Genomic DNA, 13,189 nt, shown 5'->3' on the forward strand with positions numbered 1-13,189 from the left:
CTTCGGGTTGGGGTGGTGGGTGGCTGGTCGTTGCTTGAGAACTGCACAGTGGACGCGAGCATCTGTGGCCAAGTTTTTAAGGGCGCACGGTGGATGCCTTGGCACCAGGAACCGATGAAGGACGTGGGAGGCCACGATAGGCCCCGGGGAGCTGTCAACCAAGCTTTGATCCGGGGGTGTCCGAATGGGGAAACCCGGCAGTCGTCATGGGCTGTCACCCGCTGCTGAACACATAGGCAGTGTGGAGGGAACGCGGGGAAGTGAAACATCTCAGTACCCGCAGGAAGAGAAAACAACCGTGATTCCGGGAGTAGTGGCGAGCGAAACCGGATGAGGCCAAACCAGTCACGTGTGATACCCGGCAGGGGTTGCGTGGTTGGGGTTGTGGGATCTCTCTTCTGTTGTCTGCCGGCAACAGGACGAGTCAGAAACCGTTGATGTAGGCGAAGGACATGCGAAAGGTCCGGCGTAGAGGGTAAGACCCCCGTAGCTGAAACATTAGCGGCTCGTTTGAGAGACACCCAAGTAGCACGGGGCCCGAGAAATCCCGTGTGAATCTGGCGGGACCACCCGTTAAGCCTAAATATTCCCTGGTGACCGATAGCGGATAGTACCGTGAGGGAATGGTGAAAAGTACCGCGGGAGCGGAGTGAAATAGTACCTGAAACCGTGTGCCTACAAGCCGTGGGAGCGTCGCTGTGTGTGCTTGCACATGCAGTCGTGACTGCGTGCCTTTTGAAGAATGAGCCTGCGAGTTTGCGGTATGTTGCGAGGTTAACCCGTGTGGGGAAGCCGTAGCGAAAGCGAGTCCGAATAGGGCGTTGAGTAGCGTGCCCAAGACCCGAAGCGGAGTGATCTAGCCATGGGCAGGTTGAAGCGGAGGTAAGACTTCGTGGAGGACCGAACCCACCAGGGTTGAAAACCTGGGGGATGACCTGTGGTTAGGGGTGAAAGGCCAATCAAACTCCGTGATAGCTGGTTCTCCCCGAAATGCATTTAGGTGCAGCGTCGTGTGTTTCTTGCCGGAGGTAGAGCACTGGATAGGCGATGGGCCCTACCGGGTTACTGACCTTAGCCAAACTCCGAATGCCGGTAAGTGAGAGCGCGGCAGTGAGACTGTGGGGGATAAGCTCCATGGTCGAGAGGGAAACAGCCCAGAGCATCGACTAAGGCCCCTAAGCGTGTGCTAAGTGGGAAAGGATGTGGAGTCGCAGAGACAACCAGGAGGTTGGCTTAGAAGCAGCCACCCTTGAAAGAGTGCGTAATAGCTCACTGGTCAAGTGATTCCGCGCCGACAATGTAGCGGGGCTCAAGCACACCGCCGAAGTCGTGTCATTGCGATATTACCCCCAACGGGGATCGTGATGGGTAGGGGAGCGTCGTGTGCCGGGTGAAGCAGCCGCGGAAGCGAGTTGTGGACGGTTCACGAGTGAGAATGCAGGCATGAGTAGCGATACACACGTGGGAAACGTGTGCGCCGATTGACTAAGGGTTCCTGGGTCAAGCTGATCTGCCCAGGGTAAGTCGGGACCTAAGGCGAGGCCGACAGGCGTAGTCGATGGACAACCGGTTGATATTCCGGTACCCGCTTTGAAACGCCCAGTATCGAATCCATTAATGCTAAGGCCGTGAAGCCGGCCTGGAGTCTTCGGACAAAGGGACGTGGTGGAGCCGCCGATCCAAGGTGGTAGTAGGTAAGCGATGGGGTGACGCAGGAAGGTAGTCCAGCCCGGGCGGTGGTTGTCCCGGGGTAAGGGTGTAGGCCGTGTGGTAGGTAAATCCGTCACACGTTAAGGCTGAGACCTGATGCCGAGCCGATTGTGGTGAAGTGGATGATCCTATGCTGTCGAGAAAAGCCTCTAGCGAGTTTCATGGCGGCCCGTACCCTAAACCGACTCAGGTGGTCAGGTAGAGAATACCGAGGCGTTCGGGTGAACTATGGTTAAGGAACTCGGCAAAATGCCCCCGTAACTTCGGGAGAAGGGGGGCCATTTCCGGTGATGAGACTTGCTCTCTGAGCTGGGGGTGGCCGCAGAGACCAGCGAGAAGCGACTGTTTACTAAAAACACAGGTCCGTGCGAAGCCGTAAGGCGATGTATACGGACTGACGCCTGCCCGGTGCTGGAACGTTAAGGGGACCGGTTAGTCATGATTCGTCATGGCGAAGCTGAGAACTTAAGCGCCAGTAAACGGCGGTGGTAACTATAACCATCCTAAGGTAGCGAAATTCCTTGTCGGGTAAGTTCCGACCTGCACGAATGGCGTAACGACTTCTCGACTGTCTCAACCATAGGCCCGGTGAAATTGCATTACGAGTAAAGATGCTCGTTTCGCGCAGCAGGACGGAAAGACCCCGGGACCTTTACTATAGCTTGATATTGGTGTTCGGTTCGGCTTGTGTAGGATAGGTGGGAGACTTTGAAGCGGCCACGCCAGTGGTTGTGGAGTCATTGTTGAAATACCACTCTGGTCGTGCTGGATGTCTAACCTGGGTCCGTGATCCGGATCAGGGACAGTGTCTGGTGGGTAGTTTAACTGGGGCGGTTGCCTCCTAAAGAGTAACGGAGGCGCCCAAAGGTTCCCTCAGCCTGGTTGGCAATCAGGTGTTGAGTGTAAGTGCACAAGGGAGCTTGACTGTGAGACTGACGGGTCGAGCAGGTACGAAAGTAGGGACTAGTGATCCGGCGGTGGCTTGTGGAAGCGCCGTCGCTCAACGGATAAAAGGTACCCCGGGGATAACAGGCTGATCTTCCCCAAGAGTCCATATCGACGGGATGGTTTGGCACCTCGATGTCGGCTCGTCGCATCCTGGGGCTGGAGTCGGTCCCAAGGGTTGGGCTGTTCGCCCATTAAAGCGGTACGCGAGCTGGGTTTAGAACGTCGTGAGACAGTTCGGTCCCTATCCGCTGTGCGCGTAGGAGTCTTGAGAAGGGCTGTCCCTAGTACGAGAGGACCGGGACGGACGAACCTCTGGTGTGCCAGTTGTCCTGCCAAGGGCATGGCTGGTTGGCTACGTTCGGAAAGGATAACCGCTGAAAGCATCTAAGCGGGAAGCCTGCTTCGAGATGAGGACTCCCACCCCCTTGAGGGGTTAAGGCTCCCAGTAGACGACTGGGTTGATAGGCCAGATATGGAAGCGCCGTAAGGTGTGGAGTTGACTGGTACTAATAGGCCGAGGGCTTGTCCTCAGTTGCTCGCGTCCACTGTGTAGGTTCTGAAGTAACGACCTGTGTCATTGCCGGGTTGTCATCTTCATAGTGTTTCGGTGGTCATAGCGTTAGGGAAACGCCCGGTTACATTCCGAACCCGGAAGCTAAGCCTTTCAGCGCCGATGGTACTGCAGGGGGGACCCTGTGGGAGAGTAGGACGCCGCCGAACAATCATTCAGCTCCGGTCCCTGAACCTTCGTGGTTCAGGGACCGGAGCTTTTTTGTTCTGATGTTCGGGTGATGAGCGTAACTCGACGTTCATCTCAGCTGACCAGGATCCGTTGTATGCGGACAGTGGGAACGCTCAAGTCGGCCGGCGTACGTGCTGGTGACGAGGTCGTGGTGCCGGCCTACGGGAACGCAGAAGTGGCTCGGGCCGTGGTGGAGTTGGGCGCGGTACCGGTCTTCGCCGATGTGGACGGCGACAGCTACTGCCTCGACCCGGCCGCAGTGGCCGACGTGGTGACCGGGCGGACTGTCGCCGTCGTGGCGATCAACCGGTTCGGGCGGCAGGCGGACGCCGGCTGGATCCGTGAAGTGGGGCAGCGTCACGGCCTGTTGGTGCTGGTGGACGATGAGCCCGGGGCCCGTGCCGACGGCGTGGAGCTGCGCCGGGTGCAGGCCTCTTACCTGGACGGCAGGCTGCGCGGGGTCTGGACGCCGACGCCGGCGGCGGGGCACACGTACGAGCAGTATGTGGTGCGGGTGCCGGGCAACGGGCGGCCGGACCGGGATGCCTTCGCGCGGGCGTTGCGGGCCAAGGGCGTGGGTTGCAAGGTGCCCGTACTGGCTCCGGTGTACCGGATGCCGGGGCTGCGGCGGGACGTGTTTCTGCCGCAGACCGAGCGGGCGGTGGACGAGACGCTGGCGCTGCCGGTGCATCCGGGGATGACGCGGCGGGAGCTGCACAAGATGGTGAGCGCCTGCAATGCGCTGGGCGGATTGCTGCAGCCGGCCTTTTAGGCCAGTGGTGGTCGACGGTTCGAATCTGTCGCGGAGTTGGGGTAATATCTTTTCCGTTGCCGCGCCCCAATAGCTCAGTCGGCAGAGCGTCTCCATGGTAAGGAGAAGGTCTACGGTTCGATTCCGTATTGGGGCTCCAGAGGACAAGGCCCCCGCCAAATGGCGGGGGCCTTAGTCGTATTCGGATGCGGTGTTGGGTGGTGCGTGTTGATTGTGCGGGGATTCGGTGTGTGCTGGATATGCCGAGCCCTGGGCGTCTGGTGGTGAAGTCGGCCTTGGGCGCTGCTTCATGGGCGGCCGGCGGGTGGTGCTGCCGGCCCGCGCGGCCGCTGTCCCGGTGTGGTCAGCCCGCCTGGAGTTCGGGGACGCGCATGGCGAGGATGGCCATGTCGTCGGAGGCGGGCTCGGCGGCGAAGCGTTCCACGGCGCGCAGCACGCGGGCGGCGACGGCGCCGGCCGTCAGGCCCGTACAGCTGGTCAGGACGTCGGTGAGGCCGTCGTCGCCGAGCATGCGGGTGCCCTCGCGGCGTTCGGTGACGCCGTCGGTGACGCACAGCAGGACGTCGCCGGGGTCGAGGGTGACGGTCTGTTCGTAGAGTTCGAGGTCGTCCATGACGCCCAGCAGGGGCTGGGGTTCGGCGGCCGGTTCGACCGAGCCGTCCGGGCGCAGCCGGAGCGGCAGCGGATGGCCGGCGCAGACGACCTTGAGCAGGGCACTCCCGTCGTCCTGCGGCCAGAGTTCGCCGTAAAGGAGCGTCAGAAAGCGGCTGCGGGCGCCCTCGTCGAGGATGGCGGTGTTCAGCCGCTCCAGGACGGCGGGGCCGCCGAAGCCCTCGCGGGCGAGGAGCCGGAGGGCGTGGCGGGCGAGGCCGGTGACGGCTGCCGCCTCCGGGCCCGTGCCGCAGACGTCGCCGATGGCGAAGCCGTAGGCACCGTCGCGGATCGGGAAGAGGTCGTAGAAGTCGCCGCCGACCTCGTTGCCCTCGCCGGCCGCGCGGTAGATGACCTCGACCTCCACGCCGGCGATGTCGGGCAGCTCCGGGGGCAGCAGGCTGCGCTGGAGGGACTGGCTGATGGCCGTGCGCTCGGAGTAGAGGCGGGCGTTGTCCAGGGCGAGGGCGGCCCGGCGGGAGAGGTCCTCGGCGAGTTCGAGGATCTCCTGGCGGAAGTGCTCCTCGGTGGGCTTGCCGAGGGTGAGCATGCCGATGACGCGGTTGCGGGCGACGAGCGGCAGCACGACGGTCTCCCCGCCGACGGCGGAGGCGGTGGCGAGGGTGGCGCCGGGGCCCGTGGAGGGGCGGGCGGAGTTGCCCAGGCCCAGGCTGCGCATCGAGGTCCGCAGCGCGGCGTCGTGTGCGGCGTCGCTGGGGGCGCTCCAGACGCGCGCCCCGGGGGTGGGGACCGGCTCGGGCGGGTCGACCTTCATCAGCAGGGTCTTGAGGCCGTCGATGCGGTCCTCGTCCTCGTGCAGGACGTAGGACAGCTCGGGCTCGGAGGTCTGGTCGGCGACGGTGTAGACGGCGCACCAGGTGGCGAGGGTGGGGACCGTCATCTGGGCCATCAGGGCCAGCGTCTGGTCGCGGTCGAGGGTGCCGGCCAGCAGGTCGGAGGCCTCGACGAGGAAGGAGAGGGAGCCGCGGCGCAGCTTTTCCAGCTCGGTCAGGCGGGCGCGTTCGACGGCGAGGGCGATCCGGTCGGCGGCGAACTGGAGCCGTAGCGCCTCTTCGTTCGTGTACCGGCCGGCGCCCTCCGCGGCGACGCCCAGGGAGCCGGTGAGCCGCCCCTCGACCTTCAGCGGGACGGTGACGACCGAGCGCATGCCCGTGCCGCTGAGGAGCGGTACGGCGCCGGGGACGGCGGTGAGGTCCTCGTGGACGGCGGGCATCCGGGCGGAGCCGTAGCGTCCGGATCCGGCCTCGACGGGGACGCGGGCGAACCGCTGGCGGGCGGAGGGCAGGCCCGTGGAGGCGCGCACCTCCAGCTCGGTCTCGTCGTCGGTGGCCAGGAGGAGGTAGGCGGCGTCGCCGTCGAGCATGTCGCGGGCGCGCTCGACGGTGCGCTGGAGCAGGCCGTCGAGGTCGTCGGGGGCCGGGGAGCCGATGAAGACCTCGAAGGGGTCGGAGGGGCGTCCCTCCGCCTGGGCGGCCTGGGTGGCGGAGTCCGGCGCGGGGGTGCGCTGGGGGCTCTGCAGGATGGCGCGCTCGTGGTCGCGCACCAGGAGGCAGACCGTGGAGGCCTCGCCGTCGGCGTCGCGGACGCGCAGGTGGGAGGCGTAGACGGGGACGACCCGGCCGTCGGCGCCCCTTATGCCGTAGGAGCCCTCCCAGCGGGAGAGCTGGAGCGCCTCGACGATGCCGGTGCCGGTGCCGGGGGTGTGCGGCCAGGCGGCGAAGTCGGTGAGCGGTTTGCCGATGACCTGCTCGGGGTCGTAGGCGAAGAGGTCCTGGGCGTCCTCGTTCCAGAAGCTGATGCAGCCGCCGCGGTCGATCTGGATCACCGCGACGCGGACGCGGGTCTCGGCGACCGGGAGGGCGTCCACCGGCAGGGCCGGGCCGGCGGAGCGGGTGCCGGCGGGGCGCTCGGGGAGGTCGAGCTGGAACCACACGTGTTTTTGTGCGGCGGTGTACTCGACGCCCCAGCGGGCGGCCAGCGCGCCGCACAGCAGCAGGCCGCGGCCGCCCTCGCGGTCCGGGTGGACGACGATCTGGCCGGCGTTCTGGAGCGGGATCTCGCGCTCGGGGTAGCGGTCGGCGACGGAGACCCGTACCCCTGCGTCATTGCGCAGACACAGCACGTCGGCGGCGGTGCCGGCGTGCACCACGGCATTGGTGACCAGCTCGCTGGTCAGGACCACGGCGTCGTCGACGATGTCGGCGCAGCCCCAGCCCTGGAGGGTGTCGCGGACGAATGCACGGGCAGTGGCGACCGAGCGCCCGACCGGCTCGAAGGTTGCGGCGGCCCGCGCGGTGATCACTGGTCTCCTCATGCGTGTGTCGGTGATCTGCTCCCCCATGGTCGCGGCGCCCCTCCGAATAGAATACCTGTTGTGCTTGTGCCACCGGCCGGGCGCCATGGCCGGGCCGGGTGGACAGCCGTATGCCAGGTTACTTACCTTCGCCGCACCCGAGGATGCCGGTCACGTGTGTTTCCGCCCTAATCGTGCCCTGGGAGGGTGTGCGATGCTGCCGAACTGTTATGGCCTGGTTGGGCCATGGTGAAACACTGGGCACGTATCAAGAGAAAGCCCGGGTAGAACGGTCGACCCTGCGGGAGGGACACGGTGGAGTCTGGCGCAGCGGCGCGGGGCGCAAGCACGCGCGCGAAAGGCGGACGATCCCGGAGCAACGGGACGACCGAGGTGGATACGGCTGCGCTGAATCGGCTGTTGGTCGCGTTGGTCGCCATGCGGGACGGGAACTTCCGCAAGCGGCTCACGGTTTCCGGCGACGGCGTCATGTCGGAGATCGCGGCGGTCTTCAACGAGGTTGCGGACCGCAATCTGCACCTCACGGGCGAGCTGGCGCGGGTGCGCCGGGTCGTCGGACGTGAGGGAAAGCTCACGGAACGGCTGGAGGTCGGCGCCGCCGAGGGCTCCTGGGCGGCGGCCATCGACGCCTCGAATGCCCTGGTCGACGACCTCGTACGGCCCGTCTCCGAGGTGGGACGGGTGCTCTCGGCGGTGTCCGAGGGCGACCTGGAACAGCGGATGGATCTGCGCTCGCGCAGTTCGGACAGCTCTTCGGAGCATCCTCTTCGCGGTGAATTCCTGAAGGTCGGCCGCACGGTCAACGGGCTGGTGGACCAGCTCTCCGCCTTCACCGACGAGGTCACGAGAGTGGCCAGTGAGGTCGGTACGGAGGGCAAGCTCGGCGGTCAGGCCCGGGTGCGCGGAATGTCGGGTTCGTGGAAGGACCTCACGGAATCCGTCAACACCATGGCGTCCCGGCTGACGGCGCAGGTACGTGACATTGCTCTCGTCACCACCGCGGTGGCCAAGGGTGATCTGTCGCGCAAGGTGACCGTGCATGTCGCCGGCGAGATGCTGGAGCTGAAGAACACCGTCAACACGATGGTCGACCAGCTCTCCTCCTTCGCCTCCGAGGTGACGCGCGTCGCCCGCGAGGTGGGCACCGAGGGCGAACTCGGTGGTCAGGCGCAGGTCCCCGGCGTCGCCGGGGTGTGGAAGGACCTGACGGATTCGGTCAATCTCATGGCCGGCAACCTCACCGCGCAGGTGCGCGGGATCGCCCAGGTCACCACCGCCGTCGCGAACGGCGATCTGTCGCAGAAGGTCACGGTCAGTGCACGCGGTGAGGTCGCGCAGCTGGCCGACACCATCAACACCATGACCGAGACGCTGCGGACCTTCGCGGACGAAGTGACGCGGGTGGCGAACGAGGTCGGCGCGGAGGGCCAGCTCGGCGGTCAGGCGCAGGTGCCGGGCGCGGCGGGCACGTGGAAGGACCTCACCGACTCCGTCAACACCGCTTTCCGCAACCTCACCGCGCAGGTGCGGGACATCGCCCAGGTGACGACGGCGGTCGCCAACGGTGACCTGTCCCAGACGGTCACCGTCGATGTGGCCGGTGAAATGCTGGAGTTGAAGAACACCGTCAATACGATGGTGGGTCAGCTCTCCTCGTTCGGTGCCGAAGTGACGCGCGTGGCACGGGAGATCGGCGTCGAGGGCGAGCTGGGTGGCCAGGCGGCGGTCCCGGGCGCTGCGGGGACGTGGAAGGACCTGACGGACTCCGTCAACACCGCCTTCCGCAACCTGACCGGGCAGGTGCGCAACATCGCCCAGGTGACGACCGCGGTGGCCAACGGTGACCTCTCGCAGAAGGTGACCGTCGATGTCTCCGGCGAGATGCTCCAGCTGAAGAACACCGTGAACACCATGGTGGACCAGCTGTCCTCGTTCGCCGACCAGGTCACGCGGATGGCCAGGGACGTGGGCACCGAGGGCCGGCTGGGCGGCCAGGCCCGGGTGGACGGCGTCAGCGGCACCTGGAAGGAGTTGACCGACTCCGTCAACTTCATGGCGGGGAACCTGACGTCGCAGGTGCGGCAGATCGCCCAGGTGACGACGGCGGTCGCGCGAGGCGACCTGTCCCAGAAGATCGACGTCGATGCGCGCGGCGAGATCCTGGAGCTGAAGAACACCATCAACACGATGGTCGACCAGCTCTCCGCCTTCGCCGAGCAGGTCACCCGGGTCGCCCGGGAGGTCGGTACGGACGGCAGGCTGGGCGGTCAGGCGCAGGTGCCGGGCGTCGCAGGCGTCTGGCGCGATCTGACCGACTCGGTGAACGGCATGGCCGGCAACCTGACGGCCCAGGTCCGCAATATCGCGCAGGTCGCCACGGCGGTGGCGCGCGGTGACCTGTCGCAGAAGATCGACGTGGACGCCCGGGGCGAGATCCTGGAGCTGAAGAACACCCTGAACACCATGGTCGACCAGCTCTCCTCGTTCGCGGAGCAGGTCACCCGGGTCGCCCGCGAGGTGGGCACCGAGGGCATCCTGGGCGGCCAGGCCGAGGTGCAGGGCGTCAGCGGTACGTGGAAGGACCTCACCCAGTCCGTCAACTTCATGGCGAACAACCTGACTTCGCAGGTGCGCAACATCGCCGAGGTGACCACCGCGGTGGCCCGCGGTGACCTGTCCAAGAAGATCACCGTCGATGCCAAGGGCGAGATCCTCGAACTGGTCACGACCGTCAACACGATGGTCGACCAGCTGTCGTCGTTCGCCGAGCAGGTGACCCGGGTGGCCCGCGAGGTGGGCACCGAGGGCCAGTTGGGCGGTCAGGCGCGGGTGCCGGGAGCCACCGGTATCTGGCTGGACCTCAGCGACAACGTCAACCTGATGGCCAACAACCTGACCATCCAGGTGCGCAACATCTCCCAGGTCTCGGCGGCGGTCGCCAACGGAGACCTGACCAAGAAGGTCACGGTCGAGGCGCGCGGCGAGGTCGCGCAGCTCGCCGACACGGTCAACACGATGGTCACGACGCTGTCGTCGTTCGCCGACGAGGTCACGCGAGTGGCCCGTGAGGTGGGCACCGACGGCATCCTGGGCGGCCAGGCCCGCGTCCCCGGCGTCGCCGGTACGTGGAAGGACCTCACCGAGTCCGTGAACTCGATGGCCAACAACCTGACCGGCCAGGTCCGCAACATCGCCATGGTCACCACCGCCATCGCCAAGGGCGATCTGACCAAGAAGATCGACATCGATGCGCGGGGCGAGATCCTCGCGCTGAAGACCACCATCAACACCATGGTCGACCAGCTGTCGTCCTTCGCGGAGCAGGTCACCAGAGTGGCCCGCGAGGTGGGCACGGAAGGCCAGTTGGGCGGTCAGGCGCAGGTGCGGGGCGTGGCCGGCACCTGGCGGGACCTGACCGAGTCGGTGAACGAGATGGCCGGCAACCTGACCCGTCAGGTGCGCGCCATCGCCGCGGTCGCCGCGGCGGTCACCCTCGGCGATCACAACGTCCGCATCGACGTGGACGCGGCCGGCGAGATCCTGGAGCTCCAGGACAACGTCAACACCATGATCTCCACGCTCCGGGAGACCACCCTCGCCAACGAGGAACAGGACTGGCTCAAGGGCAACCTGGCGCGGATCTCCGGCCTGATGCAGGGCCGGCGCGACCTCAAGGACGTCGCCACGCTCATCATGAGCGAGCTCTCGCCCGCGGTCTCCGCGCAGCACGGGGCGTTCTTCCTCGCGGCGCAGCCCGACAGCCGGGAGATCGGCGCGGACGGCGGCGAGGCCGGCGCGTACGAGCTGCGGCTGATGGGCTCGTACGGCTATGCCATGGGCGGGATGCCGACGACCTTCAAGCCAGGGGAGACGCTGATCGGCACGGCCGCGGAGGAGGGGCGCACCATCCTGGTGGAGAACGTTCCGTCCGGCTATCTCAAGATCGCCTCCGGGCTGGGCGAGGCGCCGCCGGCCAATGTGATCGTGCTGCCGGTGCTGTTCGAGGACAAGGTGCTCGGCGTGATCGAGCTGGCGTCCTTCCAGCCGTTCACCCAGATCCAGAAGGACTTCCTCAGCCAGATCGCCGAGATGATCGCGACCAGCGTCAACACCATCTCGGTCAACACCAAGACCGAGGTGCTGCTCAAGCAGTCGCAGGAGCTGACCGAGCAGCTCAAGGAGCGGTCGGGCGAGCTGGAGAGCCGGCAGAAGGCGCTGGAGCTGTCCAACTCGGAGCTGGAGGAGAAGGCCGAGCAGCTACGGGCGCAGAACCGCGACATCGAGGTGAAGAACACCGAGATCGAGGAGGCCCGGCAGGTCCTTGAGGAGCGCGCCGAGCAGCTGGCGGTCTCGATGCGCTACAAGTCGGAGTTCCTGGCGAACATGTCGCACGAGCTGCGGACGCCGCTGAACTCCCTGCTGATTCTGGCCAAGTTGCTGGCCGACAACGCCGAGGGGAATCTCTCCCCCAAGCAGGTCGAATTCGCCGAAACCATCCATGGCGCCGGCAGCGACCTGCTCCAGCTGATCAACGACATCCTGGACCTGTCCAAGGTCGAGGCCGGCAAGATGGACGTCAGCCCGACGCGGATCGCGCTGGTCCAGCTCGTCGACTACGTGGAGGCCACGTTCCGGCCGCTGACCGCCGAGAAGGGACTCGACTTCTCCGTACGGGTCTCCCCGGAGCTGCCGGCCACGCTGCACACCGACGAGCAGCGGCTGCTGCAGGTGCTGCGCAATCTGCTGTCCAACGCGGTGAAGTTCACCGACAGCGGCGCCGTCGAGCTGGTGATCCGGCCGGCCGGTGCGGACGTCCCGGTGGCCATCAGGGAACAGCTGCTGGAGCACGGTTCCCTGCGCGACCCGGATGCGGACATGATCGCCTTCTCGGTCACCGACACCGGCATCGGCATCGCGTCCAGCAAGATGCGGGTCATCTTCGAGGCGTTCAAACAGGCCGACGGCACCACCAGCCGCAAGTACGGCGGTACGGGCCTGGGCCTGTCCATCAGCCGGGAGATCGCCCGGCTGCTGGGCGGCGAGATCCATGCCGCGAGCGAGCCCAACCGCGGTTCCACCTTCACGCTCTACCTGCCGCACAACCCGGGCGGGCTGCCGCCGCAGGGCTACCCGCAGCTGGTGGCCGGCGGGATCGCGATGGACGCGGAGGCCCGCGAGACGGAGGTCGGACGGCAGGAGGCCGAGGAGCAGCAGGAGTTCGAGCAGGGCTCCGGCAGCAGTCTCAACCGGCGCCGCCGCCGGGCGGTTTCGGGCCCCCAGCGCCGCTTCGAGCTGCCGGGCCGCCCGGCGACTCCGGCTCCGGTTTCGCCGGCGCCCGTGACGCCTCCGGCGCCGCCGCAGCCCGCCGCGCCGCAGCCGGCCGAGGAGCCCTGGCTCGGCAACGGCCAGGACCTGGTGGACCCGGCCTTCCAGGGCGGCTTCCACGGTGAGAAGGTGCTGATCGTCGACGACGACATCCGGAACGTCTTCGCCCTCACCAGCGTCCTGGAGCAGCACGGTCTTTCGGTGCTGTATGCGGAGAACGGGCGCGAGGGCATCGAGGTGCTGGAGCAGCACGACGACATCGTCCTGGTCCTGATGGACATCATGATGCCGGAGATGGATGGTTATGCGACGACGGCGGCGATCCGCCGGATGCCGCAGTTCGCCGGGCTTCCCATCATCGCGCTGACCGCGAAGGCGATGAAGGGCGACCGGGAGAAGAGCATCGACTCCGGGGCCTCCGACTATGTGACCAAGCCGGTGGATACCGATCATCTGTTGTCGGTCATGGAGCAATGGATGCGCGCGGAGTGACGGAGCGTCCAGTATGGAGGCGAAAGAGGATCATCGCGTGCTGACTCAGTGTTGCCGTGGACGTGTGGAAGCCTGGGATTCGGGGAACCTTCTGGTCCCTGTCTGCGTTTCTGCTATGTGCACAGTGACATCGCGGTGACAGGGTGTGGCGACAGACGGGGTGCAGCTACCATGACCGGCACAAGGACGGGCGGCATGACGGAGTCGTCCCCTG

The 13,189-nt window shown here is 66.1% G+C and carries 3 protein-coding genes, 1 tRNA gene and 2 rRNA genes; 5 read left to right on the forward strand and 1 reads right to left on the reverse strand.

Annotated elements, in window-relative coordinates; all coding sequences use genetic code 11:
* The first annotated feature begins 66 nt into the window (after positions 1-66).
* The 4 genes from BKA18_RS26630 to BKA18_RS26645 all read left to right on the forward strand — a co-directional run bounded on the left by BKA18_RS26630 (position 67) and on the right by BKA18_RS26645 (position 4,311).
* Positions 67-3,188 (forward strand): 23S ribosomal RNA (locus tag BKA18_RS26630).
* Positions 3,189-3,261: 73 nt separating this feature from the next.
* Positions 3,262-3,378 (forward strand): 5S ribosomal RNA (gene rrf, locus BKA18_RS26635).
* Positions 3,379-3,494: 116 nt separating this feature from the next.
* Entirely contained in the window at positions 3,495-4,172 is a 678-nt protein-coding gene (locus BKA18_RS26640) for a DegT/DnrJ/EryC1/StrS family aminotransferase (RefSeq protein WP_366046801.1), read from the forward strand.
* 63 nt (positions 4,173-4,235) lie between these two features.
* Positions 4,236-4,311, forward strand: a tRNA-Thr gene (locus tag BKA18_RS26645).
* 204 nt (positions 4,312-4,515) lie between these two features.
* On the opposite strand, the gene BKA18_RS26650 is transcribed toward BKA18_RS26645, so the two are convergent.
* Complete coding sequence (locus BKA18_RS26650; RefSeq protein WP_429638664.1) at positions 4,516-7,146, reverse strand: SpoIIE family protein phosphatase; 2,631 nt, start codon at positions 7,144-7,146, stop codon at positions 4,516-4,518.
* Between the two features lie 306 nt (positions 7,147-7,452).
* Here BKA18_RS26650 and BKA18_RS26655 point away from each other — a divergent pair, with 306 nt between their 5' ends.
* Entirely contained in the window at positions 7,453-12,975 is a 5,523-nt protein-coding gene (locus tag BKA18_RS26655) for a HAMP domain-containing protein (protein ID WP_366046803.1), read from the forward strand.
* Positions 12,976-13,189 lie beyond the last annotated feature (214 nt).

Origin of the sequence: Streptomyces auratus (assembly GCF_050433025.1) — a bacterium.
GTDB classification, from domain to species: Bacteria; Actinomycetota; Actinomycetes; order Streptomycetales; family Streptomycetaceae; genus Streptomyces; species Streptomyces sioyaensis.